Raw genomic sequence first — 26,436 nt, forward strand, 5'->3', positions numbered from 1 at the left:
GTTGTCAGTGGCAGCCGATAGCCTGCACGAATACCTGATCGAACGGAGGGCGGCGTGCGCGTACTGGGGGTGGACCCGGGACTCACCCGGTGCGGTGTCGGCGTCGTCGAGGGCGTCGCCGGCCGGCCGCTCACCATGCTCGGGGTCGGCGTGGTCCGCACCCCCGCCGACGCCGACATCGGCCTCCGCCTCGTCGGCATCGAGCGCGGCATCGAGGAGTGGATCGACCGCTTCCAGCCCGAACTGGTCGCCGTGGAGCGGGTGTTCAGCCAGCACAACGTGCGGACGGTGATGGGCACCGCCCAGGCCAGTGCGGTCGCCATGCTCTGCGCCTCCCGGCGCGGCATCCCCGTCGCCCTGCACACCCCCAGCGAGGTCAAGGCCGCCGTCACCGGCTCGGGCCGCGCCGACAAGGCCCAGGTCGCCGCCATGGTCACCCGGCTGCTGAGGCTCTCCGCCCCGCCCAAGCCGGCCGACGCGGCCGACGCCCTCGCCCTCGCCATCTGCCACATCTGGCGCGCCCCCGCCCAGAACCGCCTCCAGCAGGCCGTCGCCCTGCACGCCTCGAAAGGCCGCACGTCATGATCGCCTTCGTCAGCGGCCCGGTGGCCGCCCTCGCCCCCACGACCGCCGTCGTCGAGGTCGGCGGGGTCGGCATGGCCGTCCAGTGCACGCCGAACACCCTCGCGGGCCTCCGCCTCGGCGAGCACGCCCGGCTCGCCACCTCCCTCGTCGTGCGCGAGGACTCGCTCACCCTGTACGGCTTCGCGGACGACGACGAGCGCCAGGTCTTCGAGCTGCTCCAGACCGCCAGCGGCGTGGGGCCCCGGCTCGCCCAGGCCATGCTCGGCGTCCACAGCCCCGACGCGCTGCGCCTCGCCGTCTCCACCGGCGACGAGAAGGCGCTCACCGCCGTTCCCGGCATCGGCAAGAAGGGCGCCCAGAAGCTGCTCCTGGAGCTGAAGGACAAGCTCGGCCAGCCGCTCGGCAGCAGTGGCCTCGTCGGCCAGCAGCGCGCCGTCGCCGCCGGCCCCGCCCCCTGGACCGAGCAGCTCGCCGCCGCCCTCGTCGGCCTCGGCTACGCGAGCCGCGAGGCCGAGGAGGCCGTCGCCGCCGTCACCCCGCAGGCCGAGGCCGCGCTCGCCGAGACCGGCTCCGCACCCGTGCCCCAGCTGCTGCGCGCCGCCCTGCAGACGCTCAACCGCGCCCGCTGACCGCCCGCAGCCCCTCCCGTACGAAGGAAGACACCACCGTGAACTGGGACGACGAGACGGCACCCGCCCAAGAGGAGCGGATCGTCGGCGCCGCCGCCGAGGGCGACGACCAGGCCGTCGAGGCCGCCCTGCGCCCCAAGGACCTCGGCGAGTTCATCGGCCAGGAGAAGGTCCGCCAGCAGCTCGACCTCGTCCTCAAGGCCGCCCGCCAGCGCGGCGCCACCGCCGACCACGTGCTGCTCTCCGGCGCCCCCGGCCTCGGCAAGACCACCCTGTCGATGATCATCGCCGCGGAGATGAACGCGCCGATCAGGATCACCTCGGGCCCCGCCATCCAGCACGCCGGCGACCTCGCCGCGATCCTCTCCTCCCTCCAGGAGGGCGAGATCCTCTTCCTCGACGAGATCCACCGGATGTCCCGGCCCGCCGAGGAGATGCTCTACATGGCGATGGAGGACTTCCGCGTCGACGTCATCGTCGGCAAGGGCCCCGGCGCCACCGCCATCCCCCTGGACCTGCCGCCCTTCACCCTGGTCGGCGCCACCACCCGGGCCGGCCTGCTGCCGCCCCCGCTCCGCGACCGCTTCGGCTTCACCGCCCACATGGAGTTCTACGAGCCGCACGAGCTGGAGCGCGTCGTCGCCCGCTCCGCCGGACTCCTCGACGTCGAGATCGACGCCGACGGCGCCGCCGAGATCGCCGGCCGCTCCCGCGGCACCCCCCGCATCGCCAACCGGCTGCTGCGCCGCGTCCGCGACTACGCCCAGGTCAGGGCCGACGGCGTGATCACCCGCGAGATCGCCGGCGCCGCCCTCGGCGTGTACGAGGTGGACAGCCGGGGCCTCGACCGCCTCGACCGGGCGGTCCTCGAAGCGCTGCTGAAGCTCTTCGGCGGCGGACCGGTCGGCCTCTCCACCCTCGCCGTCGCCGTGGGGGAGGAGCGCGAGACCGTGGAGGAGGTCGCCGAGCCCTTCCTCGTGCGCGAGGGCCTGCTCGCCCGCACCCCCCGCGGCCGGGTCGCCACGCCCGCCGCGTGGACCCACCTCGGACTGGTCCCGCCGCAGGCGGCGGGCCCGGCGGGGGCGGGATCGGGACAACAGGGGCTCTTCGGCTCCTGAGGCCGCTGTGACGGGTGGGTGACGGCGCGGAGTCTCGCCCGACCAGGAACCGCGGTGCCATGCTGGGCGTTGTTCCATCGATGCGGACTCGCCTAGACTCCGCCGATGCCGCCCTTTCTGGTCGGCGTACCCACCCCCGAAGATCAGGCCGCGGGTTCTCCGTGACCGTGCGAAGGATTTCCGTCCCGTGAATAACATCGGCATGCTCCTCCCCTTCATCGTGCTCATCGGGGCGATGTTCCTGATGACCCGCTCTGCCAAGAAGAAGCAGGCACAGGCGGCGGAGATGCGCAACCAGATGCAGCCCGGCACCGGCGTACGCACGATCGGGGGAATGTACGCCACCGTCAAGGAGATCCAGGACGAGACCGTCCTGCTGGAGGTCGCGCCCGGCGTCCACGCCGTCTACGCGAAGAACGCCATCGGCGCCGTCCTCGACGACGCCGAGTACAACCGGATCGTCCACGGTGACACCGAGGACGACGGCGCCACCGACTCCGACGCGGTCGTCCCGGACGACGCCTCCTCGCTCACCGACTCCGTCGACGAGGCCCCCAAGGCCGACCTGACGAAGAAGTCGGACGCGACCGAGGCCGAGGCCGAGGCCGAGAAGGACGGCAAGGCCGACGGCGAGACCGGGGCGAAGTAAGAGTCGCACCCGGGGCACCGCGGCACGCCCACCGGCGGGCCGCGGCCGGGAACGGTCCGACGTCTGCGGGGGATGGTCCCCACACATACTTCGTGGCCTCCGTGCGCCCACCCGGCGCCGGACGGTTTGGACAGGGAGAAACGACAGGTGGCAGCACCGAAGAAGGGCCGAGGGCCGGCGGGGGGACAGAGCCGGCCTGGGCGCGCCCTGGCTTTCATTCTGATCGCCATGGTCGCGCTCACCGGCGGCATGTTCTGGTCGGGGCACACCACCCCGCGCCTCGGCATCGACCTCGCCGGCGGCACGTCGATCACGCTCAAGGCCAAGGCTGAGCCCGGCCAGGAGTCCGCGGTCAACGAGACCAACATGAACACGGCCGTGGGCATCATCGAGCGCCGTGTCAACGGTCTCGGCGTCTCCGAGGCCGAGGTCCAGACGCAGGGCCGCGAGAACATCATCGTCAACATCCCCAAGGGGACGAACGAGAAGCAGGCCCGCGAGCAGGTCGGCACCACCGCCCAGCTCTACTTCCGGCCCGTGCTCACCGTCGCGGCCGCCTCGCCCGAGACCGCGCCGACGGCGACCCCCTCGGGTTCGGCCACGCCGAAGCCCTCCGCGTCCGCCTCCGTCAGCGGCAAGAAGTCGGCCACGCCGACCGCCACCGCCTCCACCCAGGGCCGCGCGCTCTCCGAGGCCCTCAAGGCCCCGAACGCCACCGGGACGCCCACGCCCACCGGCAGCGCCTCCGGCACGCCGAAGGCGAGCACCACGCCGAAGGCGAGCGGCACCCCGCAGGCGACCCCGACCGCGGACGCCGCCACCGCCGCCCTCCAGCAGAAGTTCGCCACGCTGAACTGCCTGGACCCGAAGCAGCGCACCGCCGCCGCGGCCGGCACCAAGCCCACCGACACCATCGTGGCCTGCGGCAAGAACGCGATCGACCAGTGGGAGAAGTACCTCCTCGGTCCCGCCGAGGTCGAGGGCCGTGACGTCGACGACGCCAAGGCCGCCATCGACCAGCAGAGCGGCCAGTGGATCGTGGACATGGAGTTCACGGACGCCGGCTCGAAGAAGTTCCAGGCGATCACCAGCAAGCTCTCGCAGCAGGCCGAGCCGCAGAACCAGTTCGCGATCGTCCTCGACGGCGAGGTCGTCTCGGCGCCCCGCGTCCAGACCACGCTGAGCGCCAACGCCCAGATCTCCGGCAGCTTCAACCAGCAGTCCGCCCAGGACCTCGGCAACATCCTGGCCTACGGCGCCCTGCCGCTCTCCTTCGACACCCAGAGCGTCGACACCGTCACCGCCGCCCTCGGCGGCGAGCAGCTGGAGGCCGGTCTGATCGCCGGCGCCATCGGCCTCGCCCTGGTCATCATCTACCTGGTGGTCTACTACCGCGGCCTGTCGTTCATCGCGATCCTCAGCCTCGGCGTCTCCGCCCTGCTCACCTACGTGATCATGGCCCTGCTCGGCCCGGCCATCGGCTTCGCGCTGAACCTGCCGGCCGTCTGCGGCGCCATCGTCGCCATCGGCATCACCGCGGACTCGTTCATCGTGTACTTCGAGCGCATCCGCGACGAGATCCGCGAGGGCCGCACCCTGCGTCCGGCCGTCGAGCGCGCCTGGCCGCGGGCCCGCCGCACCATCCTGGTCTCCGACTTCGTGTCGTTCCTCGCCGCCGCGGTGCTCTTCATCGTCACCGTCGGCAAGGTCCAGGGCTTCGCGTTCACGCTCGGCCTGACCACCCTGCTCGACGTCGTCGTGGTGTTCCTCTTCACCAAGCCGGTGATGACCCTGCTCGCCCGCACGAAGTTCTTCGGCAACGGCCACAAGCTGTCCGGCCTGGACCCGAAGAGCCTCGGCGCCAAGCCGCCGCTGCGCCGCACCCGTCGTGCCACCTCCGCCAGCTCCGTCGAACCGAAGGAGGCGTGAGATGTCGAAGCTCGGAGATCTCGGCGCCCGGCTCCACCGCGGTGAGGTCGGCTACGACTTCATCGGCAACCGCAAGATCTGGTACGGCCTGTCCATCCTGATCACCATCACGGCGATCGTCGCCCTGGCCGTCCGCGGCCTCAACATGGGCATCGAGTTCCAGGGCGGCGCCGTCTTCACCACCCCGAAGACGGACGTCTCCGTCAGCCAGGCCACGGAGTACGCGGAGGAGGCCTCCGGCCACGACGCGATCGTCCAGCAGCTCGGCAACGGCTCCCTGCGCATCCAGGTCGGCGGCCTCGACACCGAGCAGTCCGACCAGGTCCGCACCGAGCTGGCCAAGGACCTGAACGTCCCCGAGGACAAGATCGCCGCCGAGCTGGTCGGCCCCAGCTGGGGCGAGCAGATCGCCAACAAGGCGTGGACCGGCCTCGGCGTCTTCATGATCCTCGTGGTGATCTACCTGGCCATCGCCTTCGAGTGGAGAATGGCCGTCGCGGCGCTGATCGCGCTGATCCACGACCTCACGATCACGGTCGGCATCTACTCGCTGGTCGGCTTCGAGGTCACGGTCGGCACGGTCATCGGTCTGCTGACCATCCTCGGCTACTCGCTGTACGACACCGTCGTCGTCTTCGACTCCCTCAAGGAGCAGACGAAGGACATCACGAAGCAGACCCGCTTCACCTACAGCGAGCTGGCCAACCGCTCGATCAACGGCACCCTGGTCCGCTCCATCAACACCACGGTCGTGGCCCTGCTGCCCGTCGCCGGCCTGCTCTTCATCGGCGGCGGCGTCCTCGGCGCCGGCATGCTGAACGACATCTCGCTGTCGCTCTTCGTGGGTCTGGCCGCCGGCGCCTACTCCTCGATCTTCATCGCCACCCCGCTCGTCGCCGACCTCAAGGAGCGCGAGCCGGCGATGAAGGCGCTGAAGAAGCGGATCCTGGCCAAGCGCGCCTCCGCCGCCCGCGGCGAGGACGGCCTGGACGACGACGGCACCGAGGCGGCCGAGACCGCGGTCGTCGGCCCGCGCGCCGCCCGCCGCGCCCAGGAGCGCCGCGGATGACCGCCGGGGCCCAGGACGTGACCGGCCTGCTGCTCAGCCGGATCCGTGACGTCCCCGACTACCCGAAGCCGGGCGTGCTGTTCAAGGACATCACGCCGCTGCTCGCGGACCCGGAGGCGTTCACGGCCCTCACGGACGCCCTCGCGGCCCTCTGCGCCGCACAGGGCGCGACGAAGATCGTCGGCCTGGAGGCCCGCGGCTTCATCCTCGCCGCGCCGGTCGCCGTCCGCGCGAGCCTGGGCTTCATCCCGGTCCGCAAGGCCGGCAAGCTGCCCGGGGCCACGCTCCGGCAGGCGTACGAGCTGGAGTACGGCACCGCCGAGATCGAGGTGCACGCCGAGGACCTGGCCGCGGGCGACCGCGTCATGGTCATCGACGACGTCCTCGCCACCGGCGGCACCGCCGAGGCCTCCCTCGACCTGATCCGCCGCGCCGGCGCCGAGGTCGCGGGCGTCGCGGTCCTCATGGAACTCGGCTTCCTCCCGGGCCGCGCCCGGCTGGAGCCCGCCCTCCGGGGCGCTCCGCTCACGGCACTCATTCGAGTGTGATGCGTCAAGGAGCGCGACCACCGGTCCGATGACGAAGAAGGGCCACGCGAGGGGCACCCCGGGATCTCCCGAGGTGCCCCTCGCTTCTTGGGCCTTCGACACGACCGGAGGAGAACGCATGAGGATGTTTCGTAGGAGCGCCGTCGGAGCGGCGTCGATCCTGGCGGTGGCCGGCCTCGTCTCGGCGGCGGGCCCCGCCGGCGCGGGCCTGCCGACCGGCGCCCCGGCCGCCGCGGCCGACAGCTGCGTGGGCTGGAAGAACGCGGGCAGCGTCCCCCTGAAGTGGACGAAGGCCGACGACGGCTGCGGGCACTTCGGGGCCAACGGGATGACGATGCGGTACGACTGGGCCGTGTTCAAGGGCGGGAGCGTCTGCCTGCGGGCCAAGGGCTTCGACCGCCGCACCAAGGAGATCTGGTCCGACCCCGTGTGCGGCAAGAGCGGGTCGGTCAAGGTCCACTGGGGCAACGTCGCCGCCCACAAGGAGATCCAGGTCAAGGGCGGCCCCTCGCTGCTCCGATGGAACTGAGGACAGGTCCCCGGCCGGGGGCGCCCCGGGAATTCCCGGGGCGCCCCCGGCGTTCTCCCCGTGACGCCCGCCACCGGCGGGGCGGGTGCGCGCCCCACGGGCGGAACCTCCGGCCCCGTCCGTCCCCCGGGCCCGTGAGCACGGGGAGTCGTGGCTCGATACGATGGGCTCTCCGGGCCTGACCGGGGGACCCGGAACCTCCCCCAGACCCCGTCCGGGGGGACGCCAGAGGAGCGCTCTTTGCCAGACGAGGCCCAGTCACTCTCCGCCGCGCAGCCCGACCCCGAGGCCCACCAGGCCGCGCAGGGTACCGGCACGCCCCAGGACAAGCCCGCGGAGAACAGGCCGAAGCCTGCTGCGCCCGCTCCCGCACCGGCCCCCGCGCCCGCCCGCTCCGGCGGCTCCTCGAACCGGGTGCGCGCCCGCCTCGCCCGGCTCGGCGTGCAGCGCTCCTCGCCGTACAACCCGGTCCTCGAACCCCTGCTGCGGATCGTCCGCTCCAACGACCCCAAGATCGAAACGGCGACTTTGCGTCAGATCGAGCGGGCCTACCAGGTGGCGGAGCGCTGGCACCGCGGCCAGAAGCGCAAGAGCGGCGACCCGTACATCACCCACCCGCTCGCCGTCACCACCATCCTCGCCGAGCTCGGCATGGACCCGGCGACGCTGATGGCGGGCCTCCTCCACGACACCGTCGAGGACACCGAGTACGGCCTCGACACCCTCCGGCGCGACTTCGGCGACCAGGTCGCCCTCCTCGTCGACGGCGTCACCAAGCTCGACAAGGTCAAGTTCGGCGAGGCCGCGCAGGCCGAGACCGTCCGCAAGATGGTCGTCGCCATGGCCAAGGACCCCCGGGTCCTCGTCATCAAGCTCGCCGACCGCCTGCACAACATGCGCACCATGCGCTACCTCAAGCGGGAGAAGCAGGAGAAGAAGGCCCGCGAGACGCTGGAGATCTACGCCCCGCTGGCGCACCGGCTGGGCATGAACACCATCAAGTGGGAGCTGGAGGACCTCGCCTTCGCGATCCTCTACCCCAAGATGTACGACGAGATCGTCCGGCTCGTCGCCGAGCGCGCGCCGAAGCGGGACGAGTACCTCGCCATAGTGACCGACGAGGTCCAGACCGACCTCCGCGCCGCCCGCATCAAGGCGACCGTCACCGGCCGCCCCAAGCACTACTACAGCGTCTACCAGAAGATGATCGTCCGCGGCCGTGACTTCGCGGAGATCTACGACCTGGTCGGCATCCGCGTCCTCGTGGACACCGTCCGCGACTGCTACGCGGCCCTCGGCACCGTCCACGCGCGATGGAACCCGGTCCCCGGCCGGTTCAAGGACTACATCGCGATGCCGAAGTTCAACATGTACCAGTCGCTGCACACGACGGTCATCGGCCCCAACGGCAAGCCCGTCGAGCTGCAGATCCGCACCTTCGACATGCACCGCCGCGCCGAGTACGGCATCGCCGCGCACTGGAAGTACAAGCAGGAGGCCGTCGCCGGCGCCTCCAAGGTGCGCACCGACGTGCCCAAGGGCGGCGGCAAGGACGACCACCTCAACGACATGGCGTGGCTGCGCCAGCTGCTCGACTGGCAGAAGGAGACCGAGGACCCGGGCGAGTTCCTGGAGTCCCTCCGCTTCGACCTCTCCCGCAACGAGGTCTTCGTCTTCACGCCCAAGGGCGACGTCATCGCGCTGCCGGCCGGCGCGACCCCCGTCGACTTCTCCTACGCCGTCCACACCGAGGTCGGCCACCGCACGATAGGGGCGCGGGTGAACGGGCGGCTCGTGCCGCTCGAATCCACCCTCGACAACGGCGACCTGGTGGAGGTCTTCACCTCCAAGGCCGCCGGCGCCGGCCCCTCCCGCGACTGGCTCGGCTTCGTCAAGTCCCCGCGCGCCCGCAACAAGATCCGCGCCTGGTTCTCCAAGGAGCGCCGGGACGAGGCCATCGAGCAGGGCAAGGACGCCATCGCGCGCGCCATGCGCAAGCAGAACCTGCCGATCCAGCGGATCCTCACCGGCGACTCCCTCGTCACCCTCGCCCACGAGCTGCGCTACACCGACATCTCCTCGCTGTACGCGGCGATCGGCGAGGGCCACGTCACCGCCCAGTCCATCGTGCAGAAGCTGGTGCAGGCGCTCGGCGGCGAGGAGGCCGCCACCGAGGACATCGAGGAGGCCGCCCCGCCGACCCGCGGCCGCTCCAAGCGGCGCTCCAACGCCGACCCCGGGGTCGTCGTCAAGGGCGTCGAGGACGTCTGGGTCAAGCTGGCCCGCTGCTGCACCCCGGTGCCCGGCGACCCGATCATCGGCTTCGTCACCCGTGGCAGCGGCGTCTCCGTCCACCGCAGCGACTGCGTCAACGTCGACTCCCTCTCCCGGGAGCCGGAGCGGATCCTGGAGGTCGAGTGGGCCCCGACCCAGTCCTCGGTCTTCCTGGTCGCCATCCAGGTCGAGGCGCTGGACCGCTCCCGGCTCCTCTCGGACGTCACCCGGGTCCTCTCGGACCAGCACGTCAACATCCTCTCGGCGGCCGTCCAGACCTCCCGGGACCGGGTGGCCACCTCCCGCTTCACCTTCGAGATGGGCGACCCCAAGCACCTGGGGCACGTCCTCAAGGCGGTCCGGGGCGTGGAGGGCGTGTACGACGTCTACCGCGTGACCAGCGCCCGCAGGCCGTAGCCGCACGGACACGAGGAAGGGCCCCCGGCACGCGCCGGGGGCCCTTCCCGTGTCCGTACGACGGCGAGGTCAGCCGCCGAACTCCTCCAGGCCCTTGAGGGCCTGGTCGAGCAGGGCCTGGCGGCCCTCCAGCTCCTTGGCGAGCTTGTCGGCCTTGGCGTCGTTGCCCGCCGCCCGGGCCGCGTCGATCTGCTTGCGCAGCTTCTCGACGGCGTCCTGGAGCTGGCCGGTCAGACCCGCGGCACGCGCGCGCGCCTCCGGGTTGGTCCGGCGCCACTCGGCCTCCTCGGCCTCCTGGATCGCCCGCTCCACCGTGTGCATCCGGCCCTCGACCTTCGGCCGGGCGTCGCGCGGCACGTGGCCGATGGCCTCCCAGCGCTCGTTGAGGGCCCGGAAGGCGGCGCGGGCGGCCTTCAGGTCCGTCACCGGCAGCAGCTTCTCGGCCTCGCCTGCGAGCTCCTCCTTGAGCGCGAGGTTCTCGGTCTGCTCCGCGTCCCGCTCGGCGAAGACCCCGGAGCGGGCCGCGAAGAAGACGTCCTGGGCGCCGCGGAAGCGGTTCCACAGGTCGTCCTCGTGCTCGCGCTGCGCGCGACCGGCGGCCTTCCAGTCGGCCATCAGCTCGCGGTAGCGGGCCGCGGTCGTGCCCCAGTCGGTCGAGTTCTGGAGCGCCTCGGCCTCGGCGACCAGACGCTCCTTGGCCTTCCTCGCGTCCTCGCGCTGCGCGTCGAGCTGGGCGAAGTGGGCCTTGCGGCGCTTGGAGAAGGCCGAGCGGGCGTGCGAGAAGCGGTGCCACAGCTCGTCGTCGGACTTCCGGTCGAGCCGGGGCAGGCCCTTCCAGGTGTCCACGAGCGCCCGCAGCCGCTCGCCGGCGGACCGCCACTGCTCGCTCTGCGCCAGCTCCTCCGCCTCGGTGACCAGGGCCTCCTTGGCCGAGCGCGCCTCGTCGGCCTGCTTGGCCTTCTGCGCCTTGCGCTCCTCGCGGCGCGAGTCCACCGTCTCCACGAGCTTGTCCAGGCGGGCGGAGAGCGCGGCCAGGTCGCCGACGGCGTGGTGCTCGTCGACCTGGTGCCGGATGTGCTCGATCGCCGTCTGGGCGTCCTTCGCCGAGAGGTCGGTGGTCTTCACCCGCTTCTCGAGGAGGCCGATCTCGACAACCAGGCCCTCGTACTTGCGCTCGAAGTAGGCCAGCGCCTCCTCGGGAGTGCCCGCCTGCCAGGATCCGACGACCTTCTCACCCTCGGCCGTCCGCACGTACACGGTGCCGGTCTCGTCGACGCGGCCCCACGGGTCGCTGCTCACAGCGCCTCCTCACCATGATGCCCTCGTGGGGTGGTGACCCCGGGCATCGTCCACAGTTCCTGGGCGGGCCTCGCCCGCCTTCCGCGGCGCGGCCGACGGATCGGACCGCACCGCACAACGCCAATCTAGGCGAACGGCGGCCCGGCTGTCCGCACTCAGCGCGACCGAAATTCCACGGTCACGCGCGTGCGGACCCCCGGGCCGCCGTCGCGCCCGCCACCCCGCCTCACTTCGCGGAGACGGTCGCCTTCTCGATGGTGACCGGCTTCTTCGGGGCCCCGTCGCCCTGGCCTCCCTCGGCGCCGGCGGCGCCGACCTTCTGCACCGCGGCCAGACCGGCCGCGTCGATCGTGCCGAAGGGGGTGTACTGCGGCGGCAGCTTCGAGTCCTTGTAGACGAGGAAGAACTGCGAGCCGCCGGTGCCCGGCTGCCCGGTGTTGGCCATGGCGACCGTGCCGGCCTTGTACGTGACCTTGCCCTCGGCGCCCGGCTTGCCCAGGGCGTCGAGGTTCTCGTCCGGGATGGTGTAGCCGGGGCCGCCCATGCCGGTCCCCTCCGGGTCGCCGCACTGGAGCACGAAGATCCCGGCGGTGGTGAGCCGGTGGCACTTCGTGCCGTCGAAGTACTTCTTGTCGGCGAGGTGCTTGAAGGAGTTCACCGTGCGCGGGGTCTTCGCCGCGTCCATGGTGATGGTGACGTCGCCCTCGTTGGTCTTCAGGGCCATGGCGTACGTGCCCTTGGCCTCGATGCCCATCTTCGGCTCGCCGGATGCCGTCTCCTCCGTGGTGTTCTTGGCGTCGTCGCCGAGGAACTGCACGGAGGCGTACACCGCCCCGCCCGCGGCGAGCACCACCGCGAGGGAGGCCGCGATCACGGTGGTGCGGCGCTTCGCCTTGCGCTGCGCCTCCGCCCGTCGCTGCTGCTGGCGTGCGTACTTGTCCCTGGCGAGCTGCCGCCGCCGCTGATCGCTGGTGACCACCGGGTCCGCTCCTTGTCGGTCGTGTGTTCCTGTCCTGGCCGGATGTGCCCGTACCGTATACGGGTTGGCTGTGGAATACGCAGCGCCGGTAGGCTCTGATCTGCTGCATTCCACAGGACCGCAGTCATCTGCCGGACGACACCGAAGGACGATCGTGCTGATTGCCGGGTTCCCCGCCGGGGCCTGGGGCACCAACTGTTACGTGGTTGCCCCCGCCGCGGGCGAGGAGTGCGTCATCATCGACCCGGGCCACCAGGCCGCCCAGGGAGTCGAGGAGACGCTCAGGAAGCATCGGCTCAAGCCCGTCGCGGTGGTCCTCACCCATGGCCACATCGACCACGTCGCCTCCGTCGTCCCGGTCTGCGGCGCCCATGACGTACCCGCGTGGATCCACCCCGCCGACCGGTACATGATGAGCGACCCGGAGAAGGCCCTCGGCCGCTCCATCGGGATGCCGCTCATGGGCGAGCTGACCGTGGGCGAGCCGGACGCCGTGCACGAGCTCACCGACGGCGCCGCGCTGAAGCTCGCCGGCATGGACTTCTCCGTCGCGCACGCGCCCGGTCATACCAAGGGGTCGGTGACCTTCCGGACGCCGGAGACCTCGGAGGTCCCCTCCGTGTTCTTCTCCGGCGACCTGCTGTTCGCCGGCTCCATCGGACGCACCGACCTGCCCGGCGGTGACATGGCCGAGATGCTCGAATCGCTGACCCGCGTGGTCCTGCCGCTCGACAACTCGACCGTCGTCCTGTCCGGCCACGGTCCCCAGACGACCATCGGCCAGGAGCGCGCCACCAACCCGTACCTGCGGCAGGTGGCCTCCGGCCTCGGGAGCGATACGCAGGCTCCCCGACGAGGAATGTGACGAGACCTTCGTGAGCACCTTTCAGGCCCCCAAGGGCACGTACGACCTGATCCCCCCGCGCTCCGCCGTCTTCCTGGCGGTCCGCGACACGATCGCCACCCAGGTGAGGAACGCCGGCTACGGCTACGTCGAGACCCCCGGCTTCGAGGACGTGAACCTCTTCGCCCGCGGCGTCGGCGAGTCCACCGACATCGTCACCAAGGAGATGTACACCCTCACCACCAAGGGCGGCGACCAGCTCGCCCTGCGCCCCGAGGGCACCGCCTCCGTGCTCCGCGCGGCCCTCCAGGCCAACCTGCACAAGCAGGGCAACCTGCCGGTCAAGCTCTGGTACTCCGGCTCCTACTACCGCTACGAGCGGGCCCAGGCCGGCCGCTACCGCCACTTCTCGCAGGTCGGAGCCGAGGCGATCGGCGCCGAGGACCCGGCGCTCGACGCCGAGCTGATCATCCTCGCCGACCAGGCGTACCGCGCCCTCGGCCTGCGCCAGTACCGCATCCTGCTGAACTCGCTGGGCGACAAGGAGTGCCGCCCCGTCTACCGCGAGGCCCTGCAGACCTTCCTGCGCGGCCTCGACCTCGACGAGGAGACGCTGCGCCGCGCCGAGATCAACCCGCTGCGCGTCCTCGACGACAAGCGGGCCGACGTGCAGAAGCAGCTCGTCGACGCGCCGCTGCTCCGCGACTACCTGTGCGACGCCTGCAAGGCGTACCACGAGCAGGTCCGCGAGCTGATCACCGCCGCCGGCGTGGTCTTCGAGGACGACCTCAAGCTGGTCCGCGGCCTCGACTACTACACCCGGACCACCTTCGAGTTCGTCCACGACGGCCTCGGCTCGCAGTCCGCGGTGGGCGGCGGCGGCCGTTACGACGGCCTCTCCGAGATGATCGGCGGCCCCGCGCTGCCCTCCGTCGGCTGGGCCCTCGGCGTGGACCGCACCGTCCTCGCCCTGGAGGCCGAGGGCATCGCCCTCGACCTGCCCGCCCCCACCAGCGTCTTCGCGGTGGCCCTCGGCGAGGAGGCGCGCCGCGTCCTCTTCGGCAAGGTCACCGAGCTGCGCCGGGCCGGTGTCGCCGCGGACTTCTCCTTCGGCGGCAAGGGCCTCAAGGGCGCGATGAAGGACGCCAACCGCTCCGGCGCCCGCCTCGCGCTCGTCGCGGGCGAGCGCGACCTCGCCGAGGGCGTGGTCCAGCTCAAGGACATGGAGTCCGGCGAGCAGCGCGCGGTCGCCCTGGACGAGGTCCTGGACGCCGTCCGGGGTCTGCTCGGCTGACCGCCCGTGCCCCGGGGAGGGTCCGGTCCGCCCGGGGCGGCCGGGCCCTTCCTTATGCCCCGCGAACGGCCGACGGCGTACGCCTTGTTGCAGAATGGCCGGGGTCGCCCGACCCGCGAGCGAGGGAAAAGGACAGCATGACGAAAGCCGACACGGAGCCGACGGGGACCACGGGGACCATCGGCGCGAGCAGGGGCCTCGCCTGGCTCCTGGTGATCACCGGAGCGGCCGGTCTGCTCGCCGCCTGGGTCATCACCCTCGACAAGATCAAGCTCCTGGAGGACCCGAACTTCGTCCCCGGGTGCAGCCTCAACCCCATCGTGTCCTGCGGGAACATTATGAAGAGCGAGCAGGCCTCGGTCTTCGGCTTCCCCAACCCGATGCTCGGCCTGGTCACCTACGCCATGGTGATCGCCATCGGCGTCGCCCTGCTCGCCGGCGCCCGCTACCGCCGCTGGTACTGGCTCGGCCTCAACGCCGGCACCCTCTTCGGCGTCGGCTTCTGCACCTGGCTGATGCAGCAGTCCCTCTACGAGATCAACTCGCTCTGCCTGTGGTGCTGCCTCGCCTGGGTCGCCACCATCGTCATGTTCTGGTACGTGACCTCGCACAACGTCCGGCACGGCGTCGTCCCCGCCCCGGCCGGCCTGCGGACCTTCTTCGCCGAGTTCACCTGGGTCCTGCCCGTCCTGCACATCGGGATCATCGGCATGCTGGTCCTGACCCGCTGGTGGGACTTCTGGACGAGCTGACCGCTCCCGTCCCGCCCGGTCTGTCGGTGGCGTGACCTAGGCTTCGTGGACGTGGAGCCCGACCTCTTTACCGCAGCCGCCGAAGAACGCCAGGAGAAGGACCCGGCCAGCAGCCCGCTGGCGGTCCGGATGCGCCCCCGCACCCTCGACGAGGTGGTGGGCCAGCGGCACCTGCTCAAGCCCGGCTCGCCGCTGCGGCGGCTCGTCGGGGAGGGCGGCGGCGGCCCCGCCGGGCCCTCCTCGGTGATCCTCTGGGGCCCGCCCGGCATCGGCAAGACCACCCTGGCGTACGTGGTCTCCAAGGCCACCAACAAGCGCTTCGTCGAGCTCTCCGCGATCACCGCCGGCGTCAAGGAGGTCCGGGCCGTCATCGACGGCGCCCGCCGCGCCTCCGGCGGCTACGGCAAGGAGACCGTCCTCTTCCTCGACGAGATCCACCGCTTCTCCAAGGCCCAGCAGGACTCCCTGCTCCCCGCCGTCGAGAACCGCTGGGTCACCCTCATCGCCGCCACCACCGAGAACCCGTACTTCTCGGTGATCTCCCCGCTCCTCTCCCGCTCGCTGCTGCTCACCCTGGAGTCGCTCACCGACGAGGACCTCAGCGGCCTCATGGACCGGGCCGTGGCCGAGGAGCGCGGGCTCGGCGGCGCCGTCGAGCTCCCCGGCGACGCCCGCGCCCATCTGCTGCGGATCGCCGGCGGCGACGCCCGGCGCGCCCTCACCGCCCTGGAGGCCGCCGCCGGCGGCGCCCTCGCCAAGGGCGAGCGGGAGATCACCCTCCAGACCGTCGAGGAGACGGTCGACCGGGCCGCCGTGACCTACGACCGGGACGGCGACCAGCACTACGACGTCGCCAGCGCCCTCATCAAGTCCATCCGAGGCTCCGACGTCGACGCGGCCCTGCACTACCTCGCCCGCATGATCGAGGCGGGGGAGGACCCCCGCTTCATCGCCCGCCGGCTGATGATCTCGGCCAGCGAGGACATCGGCCTCGCCGACCCCCAGGCCCTGCCGCTCGCCGTCGCCGCCGCCCAGGCCGTCGCCATGATCGGCTTCCCCGAGGCAGCCCTCACCCTCAGCCACGTCACCATCGCCCTCGCCCTGGCCCCCAAGTCCAACGCGGCGACCAACGCGATCTTCGCCGCCCGCGAGGACGTCAGGAACGGCCTCGCGGGCCCCGTCCCGGCCCACCTGCGCGACGGCCACTACAAGGGCGCCGCCAAGCTCGGCCACGCCCAGGGGTACGTCTACCCCCACGACGTGCCCGGCGCGATCGCCGCCCAGCAGTACGCCCCCGACGCCCTCCACGGCAAGCGCTACTACGAGCCCACCCGCTACGGCGCCGAGGCCCGCTACGCCGACGTGGTCGAGAAGGTCCGCGAGCGCCTGAGGAGCGACGGCGGCTGACGGGCGGCCCGCCCCCGGGCGGCGGCGCTCCCGGGAGCCGGTACACTGGTCGGGATCGCTGCGTCCCGTGTCCGGCCCCGGCCGGCGCCACCAGAGCGGGACAGTCAGCAGGAGACCCGGCCCCCGGGCAGGGTTTCCAGGAGCGTCGCGCACCTCGAAGGTGTCGCGTGCCACCCACCACCCCCCGGATTCCCGGGACCGGCGGTGGGTCGTTCGCGTGCTGCACGTACGTGCCCAGACCGGGAAGCGGCTGCCCGACGGGTCCCCCGTGGACCCCGAGGGTTTTCCCGGCTGCGGATTGCGACCTCCCTAACCACTGGTGAAGCCGTATTCGTTCAGATGAGAGAGGTTGGTTCATGCCGAACCAGGCCCGCCCCAAGGTCAAGAAGTCGCGTGCGCTCGGTATCGCGCTGACGCCGAAGGCCGTCAAGTACTTCGAGGCCCGTCCCTACCCGCCGGGCGAGCACGGCCGCGGTCGCAAGCAGAACTCGGACTACAAGGTCCGTCTGCTCGAGAAGCAGCGTCTGCGCGCCCAGTACGACATCAGCGAGCGCCAGATGGCGCGCGCCTACGACCGCGCCAAGAAGGCCGAGGGCAAGACGGGCGAGGCGCTGGTCGTCGAGCTCGAGCGCCGTCTCGACGCCCTGGTCCTGCGTTCGGGCATCGCCCGCACCATCTACCAGGCCCGCCAGATGGTCGTCCACGGCCACATCCAGGTCAACGGCGGCAAGGTCGACAAGCCGTCCTTCCGCGTCCGTCCCGACGACGTCGTGATGGTCCGCGAGAAGTCCCGCGCGAAGACCCTCTTCCAGGTCTCCCGCGAGGGTGGCTTCGCCCCCGACGGCGAGACCCCGCGCTACCTCCAGGTCAACCTGAAGGCCCTGGCCTTCCGCCTGGACCGCGAGCCGAACCGCAAGGAGATCCCGGTCATCTGCGACGAGCAGCTGGTCGTCGAGTACTACGCCCGCTGATCCAGCGGTCGCGGTACCCCCGCGGTCTTCAGCCCGCCGCCTCCCCGCCCTTGCCGGTGGGGGAGCCGGCGGGCTTCCGCGTTCCCGGCACCACCGGCGGACGCGCGGTACGGAACGGCCGCGGCGCCGCGGCCCCCGGCCGGTCCGCCCCGGCCGCCCCCGGACGGTCCGTCACCGCCCGCTCCGCCGTCTCGTCCAGGGACAGGCCCCGCCCGAGCCGGAACGCCTCCGCGTACCGCTCGGCCCCCAGCTCCTCCACCGCCCGCCCCGCGCACAGCGCCCGCGGTCCGTCGAAGGAACCCGACCCGAAGAGCTGGATCCCCACCGCGTCCCACACCGACAGCGCCGCGCCCTGGAGCACCGCCGCCTCCGCCGCGTCGCCCTCGTCCACCGTGACCAGCGCCAGCAGCTCCACCGCCAGCACCAGCCCCACCAGGTCGCGGAAGAGGTGGTTGATCGTGACGCACTCCACCAGCAGCTCCCGCGCCTCCGGCAGCGCGCCCCGGGTCCACGCCGAGTACGCGAGGACGTACAGCGCGTAGGCCCGCGACCACCGCTCCCCGCGCTCCTCGCAGACCTCCCGCACCTCCCGGCAGATCGCCGTCGCGCCCTCCAGATCGCCCCGGAAGGCCCGCGCCATCGCCAGCTCCACCTGGCCCATCAGCACGTTGCTGTTCAGCTCGCCCAGCTCGCCGTACGCCTCCAGGGCCCGGCCCAGCAGCTCCTCGGCGCGCGGGAAGTCGTCCGAGAGCAGCGCCAGACAGCCCATCCGGTGCGTCGCGTACGCCTCCGCCAGCCGGTTCCGCGAGGCCCGGGCCCGCTCCCGGCAGCTGTGCAGCGCCGCCACCGCGGCCGTCGCGTCGCCCTGGAGCACCGCCACGTAGCCCAGCACCCACAGCGCCTTGAGCCGCGCCTCCTCGTGCCCCGACTCCAGCGCCAGCGCCCGGTCCAGCCAGTGCCGCCCCTCCGAGAGCCGGCCGCACCCCACCCACGCGAACCAGAGCGTCCCCGCCAGGTGCTGGGCCAGGTGCGCGTCGTCCGGCAGCTCCAGGCAGAGGTCGAGGGCCGCCCGCAGGTTGGGGAGCGCCGCGGCCGTCCGGGCCGCCACCTCCGCCTGCCGGGGACTGAACCACTCCAGCTCGCACCAGGTGGCCAGGCCCATGTACCAGTCCCGGTGCCGCCGCCGCATCCGCTCGGTGTCGCCGAGCGCCGCCAGCCACTCCGCCCCGTACGCCGCCACCGTGTCCAGCATCCGGTAGCCCGGGCCCGCCGCCGTGTCCTCGCGGGTCACCAGCGACTGGGCCAGCAGACCGTCCAGCAGGTCGAGGACCGCCTCCTGCGGCAGGTCGGGACCGCCGCACACGTACTCCACGGCCTCCAGGTCGAAGGGGCCGGCGAAGACCGAGAGCCGCGCCCACAGCAGCCGCTCCCGGGGCGTGCACAGCTCGTGGCTCCAGCCGATCGCGGTGCGCAGCGTCCGGTGGCGGGGCGGGACCCCGCGCCCGCCGTCGCCGAGCAGCCGGAAGCGGTCGTCCAGCCGGACCAGGAGCTGCTCCGCCGACAGCAGCGGCAGCCGCCCGGCGGCCAGTTCGAGCGCGAGCGGGATCCCGTCGAGCCGCCGGCACAGCTCCCGTGCCGCCCCGTCCCGGTCGAGGGCGGGCGCGCCGGCCCGGGCCGCCCGATCGGCGAGCAGCGCGAGGGCGTCCGGCTCGTCCATCGGCGCGAGCCTCAGCACGGTCTCGCCCGGCAGCCGCAGCGGCCGGCGGCCGGCGGCCAGCACGGTCAGTCCCGGGGCCGCCGCGAGCAGTTCGTGGACGAGCGCGGCGGACGCCTCCACCAGGTGCTCGAAGCCGTCGAGGACGAGCAGCGTCCTGCGGTCGGCGAGGTGCTCCACCAGCACCTCGCGGGGGGCGCGGAGCGTGTGGTCGGTCAGGCCGAGCGCCTCCACGAGGGCGTGCTCGACCAGCCCGGGATCGCGCAGCGGTGCCAGCTCCGCGAGCCGGACCTCCTCGCCGTAGCGTTTCTGCACCGCCGCCGCGACCCTGAGGGCCAGCCGGGTCTTGCCCACCCCGCCCACGCCGAGGACCGTGACGAGACGGGACTCGCCCAGGAGCGCGGCCAGTTCGGCCTGCTCGCCGGTCCGTCCCACGAACCGGTTGGGCTCCGCCGGGAGATTGCTGCGTCGCATGGGACACGGAGCGTACTCATCCGTGCGCGCTCCGTACAATCTGATCACGCAACTCCCGCCCCGCGGGCGGTAATGCGGTACGGCGTCCCAGCCCCGGCGCGATAGGCTCGGGGGACGACTTTTCGCAGGACCCCAACGAACGATGACGACAGCAGAGAGCGGTGCTCAGTGACCGGTGGAGAGGTTGCCGGGATCCTGGTGGCCGTGTTCTGGGCGATCCTCGTCTCCTTCCTCGCCGTGGTGCTGGCGAGGCTGGCGCAGACGCTCAGGGCGACCACCAGGCTCGTGGCGGACGTGACCGAACAGGCCGTGCCCCTGCTCGCCGACGCGTCGGCGACCGTCCGCTCGGCACAGACCCAGCTGGACCGGGTGGACGCCATCGCGTCCGACGTCCAGGAGGTCACCGCCAACGCCTCCGCGCTCTCGACGACCGTCGCCTCCACCTTCGGCGGCCCGCTCGTCAAGGTCGCCGCGTTCGGCTACGGGGTCCGCAGGGCGCTGGGCGGCCGCGGCCGGGACCGCGAGGAAGTGCCGCCCGCCACCGGGCGACGTACTGTGATCGTCGGCCGTACCGTGCCCCTGGCACGGCGCCGGAAGCAGAAGGGCCGATAGCCGCGATGTTCCGCCGCACGTTCTGGTTCACGGCCGGCGCAGCCGCCGGCGTCTGGGCCACCACCAAGGTCAACCGCAAGATCCAGCAGCTGACCCCCGAGAGCCTCGCGGCGCAGGCCGCGAACAAGGCGCTCGACGCGGGCCACCGGCTCAAGGACTTCGCCCTCGACGTGAGGGCGGGCATGGTCCGGCGGGAGGCGGAGCTGGGCGAGGCGCTCGGCCTCGACGCACCGCCCCCCGGGGACCGGGAGCTGCCGGAGCCCCGCCGCCGGGCAGCCCTCGGCCCCACCCCGCACAAGACCACCACCACGATCTCGTACAACCGGAATGAGGACCACTGATGGAGTCGGCTGAAATCCGCCGCCGCTGGCTGAGCTTCTTCGAGGAGCGCGGGCACACCGTCGTCCCTTCGGCGTCGCTCATCGCGGACGACCCGACTCTGCTGCTCGTCCCCGCCGGCATGGTGCCCTTCAAGCCCTACTTCCTGGGTGAGGTCAAGCCGCCCTTCACGCGCGCCTCCAGCGTGCAGAAGTGCGTGCGCACGCCGGACATCGAGGAGGTCGGCAAGACCACCCGGCACGGCACCTTCTTCCAGATGTGCGGCAACTTCTCCTTCGGCGACTACTTCAAGGAAGGCGCCATCAAGCTCGCCTGGGAGCTGCTGACCTCCCCGGTGGAGCACGGCGGCTACGGTCTTGAGCCGGAGAAGCTCTGGATCACCGTCTACCTGGAGGACGACGAGGCCGAGCGCATCTGGCGCGACGTCGTCGGCGTCCCGGCCGAGCGCATCCAGCGCCTCGGCAAGAAGGACAACTACTGGTCGATGGGCGTCCCCGGCCCCTGCGGCCCCTGCTCCGAGATCAACTACGACCGCGGCCCCGAGTTCGGCGTCGAGGGCGGCCCGGCCGTCAACGACGAGCGGTACGTGGAGATCTGGAACCTCGTCTTCATGCAGTACGAGCGCGGCGAGGGCACCTCGAAGGAGGACTTCGAGATCCTCGGCGACCTCCCGTCGAAGAACATCGACACGGGCCTCGGCCTGGAGCGCCTGGCGATGATCCTCCAGGGCGTCCAGAACATGTACGAGACGGACACCCTCAAGGTCGTCATCGACAAGGCCACCGAGCTCACCGGCGTCGCCTACGGCAAGTCCCACGACAGCGACGTCTCGCTGCGCGTGGTCGCCGACCACATGCGCACCTCCGTCATGCTCATCGGCGACGGCGTCACCCCGGGCAACGAGGGCCGCGGCTACGTGCTCCGCCGCATCATGCGCCGCGCCGTCCGCAACATGCGCCTGCTCGGCGCCACCGGCCCGGTCGTCGGCGCGCTCGTCGACACGGTCATCCGGACCATGGGCGAGCAGTACCCGGAGCTGGAGACCGACCGCAAGCGGATCGAGACGGTCGCCCTCGCCGAGGAGGCCGCGTTCCTCAAGGCCCTCAAGGGCGGCACCAACATCCTCGACACCGCCGTCACCGAGACCAAGGCCGCCGGCGGCACGGTCCTCGCCGGCGAGAAGGCCTTCCTGCTCCACGACACCTGGGGCTTCCCGATCGACCTCACCCTGGAGATGGCCGCCGAGCAGGGCCTCTCCGTGGACGAGGACGGCTTCCGCCGCCTGATGAAGGAGCAGCGGGACCGCGCCAAGGCCGACGCCAAGGCCAAGAAGACCGGCCACGCCGACGTCTCCGCCTACCGCGAGATCGCCGACACCTCCGGCGCCACCCAGTTCACCGGCTACACCAACACCGAGGGCGAGTCCACGGTCGTCGGCCTGCTGGTGAACGGCGTCCCGTCGCCGGCCGCCTCCGAGGGCGACGAGGTCGAGGTCGTCCTCGACCGCACCCCCTTCTACGCCGAGGGCGGCGGCCAGATCGCCGACCAGGGCCGGATCCGGCTGCACTCCGGCGCCGTCATCGAGGTCCGCGACGTGCAGCAGCCCGTCCCGGGCGTCTCGGTGCACAAGGGTTCGGTCCAGGTCGGCGAGGTGACCGTGGGCTCCACCGCCTACGCCGTCATCGACGTCCGCCGCCGGCAGGCCATCGCCCGCGCCCACTCGGCCACCCACCTCACCCACCAGGCGCTGCGCGACGCCCTCGGCCCGACGGCCGCCCAGGCCGGTTCCGAGAACCAGCCCGGCCGCTTCCGCTTCGACTTCGGTTCGCCGAACGCCGTCCCGGGCACGGTCCTGATGGACGTCGAGCAGAAGATCAACGAGGTCCTCTCGCGCGAGCTGGAGGTCCACGCCGAGGTCATGCCGATCAACGAGGCCAAGCGCCAGGGCGCCATCGCCGAGTTCGGCGAGAAGTACGGCGAGCAGGTCCGCGTCGTCACCATCGGCGACTTCTCCAAGGAGCTGTGCGGCGGTACCCACGTCGGCAACACCGCCCAGCTGGGCCTGGTGAAGCTGCTCGGCGAGTCCTCCATCGGTTCCGGCGTGCGCCGCATCGAGGCCCTGGTCGGCGTCGACGCGTACAACTTCCTCGCCAAGGAGCACACGGTCGTCGCCCAGCTCCAGGAGCTGGTCAAGGGCCGCTCGGAGGAGCTGCCGGAGAAGATCGCCGCCATGCTCGGCAAGCTGAAGGACGCCGAGAAGGAGATCGAGAAGTTCCGCGCGGAGAAGGTCCTCCAGGCCGCCGCCGGCCTGGTCGACTCCGCCCGGGACATCCGCGGCCTCGCCCTGGTCACCGGCCAGGTGCCGGACGGCACCGGCGCCGACGACCTGCGCAAGCTGGTCCTGGACGTGCGCGGCCGCATCCCGTCGGACCGCCCGGCCGTCGTGGCCCTGTTCACCACGGCCAACGGCAAGCCGCTCACGGTCATCGCCACCAACGAGGCCGCCCGCGAGCGCGGCCTCAAGGCCGGCGAGCTGGTCCGCACGGCCGCCAAGACCCTCGGCGGCGGTGGCGGCGGCAAGCCGGACGTCGCCCAGGGCGGCGGTCAGAACCCGGAGGCCGTCGGCGAGGCCATCGCCGCCGTCGAGCGCCTCGTGGTGGAGACGGCGTGACGATGCGCCGCGGCCGCCGCATCGCGGTCGACGTCGGGGACGCCCGGATCGGGGTCGCCTCGTGCGACCCCGACGGGGTCCTCGCCACGCCGGTGGAGACCGTGCCGGGACGTGACGTCCCGGCCGCCCACCGGCGGCTCCGCCAGATCGTCGAGGAGTACGAGCCGATCGAGGTCGTCGTGGGCCTGCCCCGCTCGCTCAGCGGGCGGGAGGGTCCGGCGGCCACCAAGGTCCGGGCCTTCGCGAAGGAGATGGCGAAGGGCGTCGCCCCGGTGCCGGTCCGGCTGGTCGACGAGCGGATGACCACGGTGACGGCGACGCAGGGGCTGCGGGCCTCCGGCGTGAAGTCCAAGAAGGGGCGGTCCGTCATCGACCAGGCCGCCGCTGTGATCATCCTTCAGAACGCTCTTGAGTCCGAACGGGTATCAGGTAATCCGCCCGGTGAGGGCGTCGAAGTGGTCATCTGATCGCGATACGGTAACGTTCCGCGCGATGCGGCGGTGTTCGAACAGCTGCCGCACTACGTAGAGGCGGATCGTCCGGAAGCCTCGCGGCTGTTTGGGGATCGATGACTGAGTATGGCCGGGGCCCGGGCTCCGAACCGTGGCACCCCACGGACCCCTTGTACGGGGACCAGGGGTGGGAAGGTCAGCAGCAGTACCACCAGCAGCCGCAGCAGCAGGCGACGCCGTACGCGCAAGGTGGCCAGGCCTATCAGGACCCGTACGCCCAGCAGGGCTACGGGACCGACCCGTACCAGCAGCAGGCCGCGTACCAGCAGCAGCAGTACCCGCAGCAGGAGTACGTCGACCCGCAGCAGGGGTACGTCGACCCGCAGCAGGCGCAGGCGTACGGGCAGACCGGCTGGGACCAGGGGTCCCAGGGACACGAGGGGTACCAGGGGCAGGGCTACGACACGCCCGGGCAGCCCGGACAGCTGTACGACGGCAACTGGGAGACCGGCCAGGCCGCCATGGCCTACAACGCGCCGCCCGCCGATCCGTACGGCGGCCAGCAGCCCGACCTCTACGGCACGCCCGAGGCGTATCCGCCGCCGCAGCCCCCCGGCCACCGGCGGCAGCCGCCGGAGCCGGTCGTCGACTGGGCGCCGGAACCCGAGCCGGAACCCGTACGCCCCGAGCCGGAGCCTGAGGAGTCGCACCCCTTCTTCACGGGGGACGACGACGAGGACGGCTACGAGGAAGAGGAGCCGGGCTCCCGCCGGGGCCGGGGCGGCCGCGGCGACGACCGGGACCGCGAGCGGCGCGGCAAGGAGAAGAAACGCAAGGGCAAGAACGGGGTCGCCTGCCTCGTCGTCGCCGCGGTCCTGGTGGGCGGCGTCGGCGGCATCGGCTACTTCGGCTACCAGTTCTGGCAGGGCCAGTTCGGCGAGGCCCCCGACTACGCGGGGACCGGCAGCGGCGAGGTCCAGGTCGAGATCCCCAAGGGCGCGTTCGGCAACGAGATCGCCAACATCCTCAAGCAGGCCGGCGTCGTGAAGAGCGTCGACGCCTTCGTCGCGGCCCAGAACAAGAACGCCAAGGGCAACTCGATCCAGGCCGGCGCCTACACCCTGAAGAAGGAGATGTCGGCGGAGAGCGCGGTCGCGCTGATGCTGGACCCGGCGAGCCAGGCCAACCTGATCATCCCCGAGGGCAAGCGCAACGCCTGGGTGTACGAGCAGATCGACACCCGCCTCAACCTCCCGCCCGGCAGCACGAAGGAGATCGCCCTCGAACAGGCCGACTCCCTGGGCCTGCCGGACTGGGCGAAGGGGCACAAGAACGTCAAGGACCCGCTGGAAGGATTCCTCTTCCCCGCGAGCTACCCGGTCGCGAAGGGCGGCAAGCCCGAGGACGCGCTGAAGAAGATGGTCAGCCGCGCGAACGCGGAGTACACGAAGCTGGACCTGGAGGGGAAGGCGTCCGCGCAGGGCCTGAAGGGGCCGTGGGAGCTGCTGACGGTCGCGAGCCTCGTGCAGGTCGAGGGCAAGTACAAGCACGACTTCGACAAGGTCGCGCGCGTGGTCTACAACCGGCTCCAGCCGGACAACACGCAGACGGCCGGCCGCCTGGAGTTCGACTCCACGGTGAACTACCTCAAGGGCACGAGCACCCTCGATGTCGGAAGCGTCGAGAAGATGCGTGCGATCAAGGACCCGTACAACACCTACTCGTACGAGGTGAAGGGCCTGACCCCGGGTCCCATCAGCAACCCCGGCGCCGAGGCGCTGAACTCGGCGATGGCTCCCGCCGACGGCCCGTGGTACTACTTCGTGTCGATCAACGAGAACAAGACGGTCTTCTCCGTGACCCTCAAGGAACACAACCAGAACGTCGCGGAGTACGAGAAGGAACGGGAGAAGTCCGGCCAGTGAGTACGCAGCGCCGCGCCGCCGTCCTCGGTTCGCCGATCGCCCACTCGCTCTCCCCGGTGCTGCACCGGGCCGCGTACGCGGAGCTCGGTCTGGACGACTGGTCCTACGAGCGGTTCGAGATCGACGAGGCGGCCCTGCCGGGCTTCGTCGCGGAGCTGGACGACTCGTGGGCGGGCCTGTCGCTGACCATGCCGCTCAAGCGGGCGGTCATCCCGCTGCTCGACGAGGTCAGCCCGACGGCGGCCGCCGTGGAGGCGGTGAACACGGTGGTCCTCCGCGAGGACGGCCGCCGGGTCGGCGACAACACCGACGTCCCCGGCATGATCGCCGCCCTGCGCGAGCGGGGCGTCGAGAAGGTGGAGTCCGCGGCGATCCTCGGCGCGGGCGCCACCGCGTCCTCCGCGCTCGCCGCGCTGGCCCGCGTCTGCGCGGGCCCGGTCACCGCGTACGTACGCAGCGAGGCCCGGGCGGCGGAGATGCGCGGCTGGGGCGACCGCCTCGGCGTGGACGTCCGCACCGCCGCCTGGGACGACGCGGCGGAGGCGTTCGCCGCGCCGCTGGTGATCGCCACGACCCCGGCCGGCACCACCGACGCCCTGGCCCCGGCCGTCCCCGCCCGCCCCGGCACCCTCTTCGACGTCCTCTACGACCCCTGGCCCACCGCCCTCGCGGCCGCCTGGTCCGACCGGGGCGGCAAGATCGTCGGCGGCCTCGACCTCCTGGTCCACCAGGCGGTCCTCCAGGTCGAACAGATGACGGGCGTCCCGGAGGCCCCGCTGGCCGCGATGCGCGCCGCGGGAGAGGCGGCCCTCGCCGCCCGCTGACCCCGTCGCCGGCCCCGCACGACCGCGCCCCGCCGTCCACGACGGCGGGGCACGCGTCCGATAGCTGGACCGGAGGCCGGGGTGAGGCCCCGGACGTGGGAGGATCGGGGGTGGCGGGTCAGGGCCGCGCGC

General features: G+C 72.0%; 23 protein-coding genes. 20 read left to right on the top strand and 3 right to left on the bottom strand.

What is annotated here, in order from left to right; translation table 11 throughout:
• Window positions 1–54 precede the first annotated feature (54 nt).
• The 9 genes from ruvC (at window position 55) to ACF1ED_RS18320 (ending at window position 9,747) form a co-directional block, all read left to right on the top strand.
• Complete coding sequence (ruvC, locus tag ACF1ED_RS18280) at window positions 55–585, top strand: crossover junction endodeoxyribonuclease RuvC (RefSeq protein ID WP_391761567.1); 531 nt, start codon at window positions 55–57, stop codon at window positions 583–585.
• The gene (ruvA, locus tag ACF1ED_RS18285; protein ID WP_043228056.1) at window positions 582–1,214 is read left to right on the top strand and encodes a Holliday junction branch migration protein RuvA; all 633 of its coding nucleotides are present in this window, start codon (window positions 582–584) and stop codon (window positions 1,212–1,214) included. Before ruvC ends, ruvA begins: the two co-directional genes overlap by 4 nt.
• A gap of 38 nt (window positions 1,215–1,252) precedes the next feature.
• Window positions 1,253–2,332, top strand: coding sequence for a Holliday junction branch migration DNA helicase RuvB (ruvB, locus tag ACF1ED_RS18290; RefSeq protein ID WP_391761569.1), 1,080 nt, complete (start codon window positions 1,253–1,255; stop codon window positions 2,330–2,332).
• A 202-nt stretch (window positions 2,333–2,534) separates the two neighbouring features.
• Window positions 2,535–2,981 (top strand): preprotein translocase subunit YajC, encoded by a 447-nt coding sequence (gene yajC, locus ACF1ED_RS18295; RefSeq protein ID WP_391761898.1) that lies wholly within the window; start codon window positions 2,535–2,537, stop codon window positions 2,979–2,981.
• Between the two features lie 147 nt (window positions 2,982–3,128).
• Window positions 3,129–4,910, top strand: coding sequence for a protein translocase subunit SecD (gene secD, locus ACF1ED_RS18300; protein WP_391761571.1), 1,782 nt, complete (start codon window positions 3,129–3,131; stop codon window positions 4,908–4,910).
• 1 nt (window position 4,911) lies between these two features.
• A complete protein-coding gene (gene secF / locus ACF1ED_RS18305) occupies window positions 4,912–5,979 on the top strand; it encodes a protein translocase subunit SecF (RefSeq protein ID WP_391761573.1) in 1,068 nt (355 codons plus the stop codon).
• Window positions 5,976–6,527, top strand: coding sequence for an adenine phosphoribosyltransferase (locus tag ACF1ED_RS18310; RefSeq protein WP_391761575.1), 552 nt, complete (start codon window positions 5,976–5,978; stop codon window positions 6,525–6,527). Before secF ends, ACF1ED_RS18310 begins: the two co-directional genes overlap by 4 nt.
• A gap of 118 nt (window positions 6,528–6,645) precedes the next feature.
• On the top strand, window positions 6,646–7,056 hold the full coding sequence (locus tag ACF1ED_RS18315) for a hypothetical protein (RefSeq protein ID WP_391761577.1): 411 nt from the start codon (window positions 6,646–6,648) through the stop codon (window positions 7,054–7,056).
• A gap of 240 nt (window positions 7,057–7,296) precedes the next feature.
• Complete coding sequence (locus ACF1ED_RS18320; RefSeq protein ID WP_391761579.1) at window positions 7,297–9,747, top strand: RelA/SpoT family protein; 2,451 nt, start codon at window positions 7,297–7,299, stop codon at window positions 9,745–9,747.
• Between the two features lie 69 nt (window positions 9,748–9,816).
• Here ACF1ED_RS18320 and ACF1ED_RS18325 read toward each other — a convergent pair whose 3' ends face one another.
• Both ACF1ED_RS18325 and ACF1ED_RS18330 read right to left on the bottom strand, forming a co-directional pair.
• Complete coding sequence (locus ACF1ED_RS18325) at window positions 9,817–11,046, bottom strand: DUF349 domain-containing protein (protein ID WP_391761581.1); 1,230 nt, start codon at window positions 11,044–11,046, stop codon at window positions 9,817–9,819.
• Window positions 11,047–11,272: 226 nt separating this feature from the next.
• Window positions 11,273–12,025, bottom strand: a complete 753-nt coding sequence (locus ACF1ED_RS18330; protein ID WP_391761583.1) for a peptidylprolyl isomerase — start codon at window positions 12,023–12,025, stop codon at window positions 11,273–11,275.
• Between the two features lie 154 nt (window positions 12,026–12,179).
• Between ACF1ED_RS18330 and ACF1ED_RS18335 the strand changes: the two genes are divergently transcribed.
• From ACF1ED_RS18335 to rpsD, 5 genes are all read left to right on the top strand, one after another.
• On the top strand, window positions 12,180–12,890 hold the full coding sequence (locus ACF1ED_RS18335) for an MBL fold metallo-hydrolase (protein WP_391761585.1): 711 nt from the start codon (window positions 12,180–12,182) through the stop codon (window positions 12,888–12,890).
• Between the two features lie 10 nt (window positions 12,891–12,900).
• Window positions 12,901–14,163 (top strand): histidine--tRNA ligase, encoded by a 1,263-nt coding sequence (gene hisS, locus ACF1ED_RS18340; protein ID WP_391761587.1) that lies wholly within the window; start codon window positions 12,901–12,903, stop codon window positions 14,161–14,163.
• Between the two features lie 137 nt (window positions 14,164–14,300).
• A complete protein-coding gene (locus tag ACF1ED_RS18345) occupies window positions 14,301–14,915 on the top strand; it encodes a vitamin K epoxide reductase family protein (protein ID WP_391761589.1) in 615 nt (204 codons plus the stop codon).
• A gap of 51 nt (window positions 14,916–14,966) precedes the next feature.
• Window positions 14,967–16,322, top strand: coding sequence for a replication-associated recombination protein A (locus tag ACF1ED_RS18350; RefSeq protein WP_391761591.1), 1,356 nt, complete (start codon window positions 14,967–14,969; stop codon window positions 16,320–16,322).
• Window positions 16,323–16,678: 356 nt separating this feature from the next.
• Window positions 16,679–17,293: a 30S ribosomal protein S4 gene (gene rpsD, locus ACF1ED_RS18355; protein WP_306313359.1), complete on the top strand. Its 615-nt coding sequence runs from the start codon at window positions 16,679–16,681 to the stop codon at window positions 17,291–17,293.
• Between the two features lie 28 nt (window positions 17,294–17,321).
• Here rpsD and ACF1ED_RS18360 read toward each other — a convergent pair whose 3' ends face one another.
• The gene (locus ACF1ED_RS18360) at window positions 17,322–19,481 is read right to left on the bottom strand and encodes an ATP-binding protein (RefSeq protein WP_391761594.1); all 2,160 of its coding nucleotides are present in this window, start codon (window positions 19,479–19,481) and stop codon (window positions 17,322–17,324) included.
• 168 nt (window positions 19,482–19,649) lie between these two features.
• Here ACF1ED_RS18360 and ACF1ED_RS18365 point away from each other — a divergent pair, with 168 nt between their 5' ends.
• The 6 genes from ACF1ED_RS18365 (at window position 19,650) to ACF1ED_RS18390 (ending at window position 26,304) form a co-directional block, all read left to right on the top strand.
• Window positions 19,650–20,093: a DUF948 domain-containing protein gene (locus ACF1ED_RS18365; RefSeq protein WP_391761596.1), complete on the top strand. Its 444-nt coding sequence runs from the start codon at window positions 19,650–19,652 to the stop codon at window positions 20,091–20,093.
• A gap of 5 nt (window positions 20,094–20,098) precedes the next feature.
• Window positions 20,099–20,434 (top strand): DUF6167 family protein, encoded by a 336-nt coding sequence (locus ACF1ED_RS18370; protein ID WP_391761598.1) that lies wholly within the window; start codon window positions 20,099–20,101, stop codon window positions 20,432–20,434.
• A complete protein-coding gene (alaS, locus tag ACF1ED_RS18375) occupies window positions 20,434–23,103 on the top strand; it encodes an alanine--tRNA ligase (RefSeq protein WP_391761600.1) in 2,670 nt (889 codons plus the stop codon). The genes ACF1ED_RS18370 and alaS overlap by 1 nt, the downstream gene beginning before the upstream one ends.
• 2 nt (window positions 23,104–23,105) lie before the next feature.
• Entirely contained in the window at window positions 23,106–23,570 is a 465-nt protein-coding gene (ruvX, locus tag ACF1ED_RS18380) for a Holliday junction resolvase RuvX (RefSeq protein WP_063766091.1), read from the top strand.
• Window positions 23,571–23,671: 101 nt separating this feature from the next.
• A complete protein-coding gene (mltG, locus tag ACF1ED_RS18385; RefSeq protein ID WP_391761602.1) occupies window positions 23,672–25,480 on the top strand; it encodes an endolytic transglycosylase MltG in 1,809 nt (602 codons plus the stop codon).
• Window positions 25,477–26,304, top strand: a complete 828-nt coding sequence (locus ACF1ED_RS18390) for a shikimate dehydrogenase (protein ID WP_391761604.1) — start codon at window positions 25,477–25,479, stop codon at window positions 26,302–26,304. Before mltG ends, ACF1ED_RS18390 begins: the two co-directional genes overlap by 4 nt.
• Window positions 26,305–26,436: the final 132 nt, after the last annotated feature.

The organism is Streptomyces sp. NPDC014656, from assembly GCF_043084305.1.
Taxonomy (GTDB): domain Bacteria; phylum Actinomycetota; class Actinomycetes; order Streptomycetales; family Streptomycetaceae; genus Streptomyces.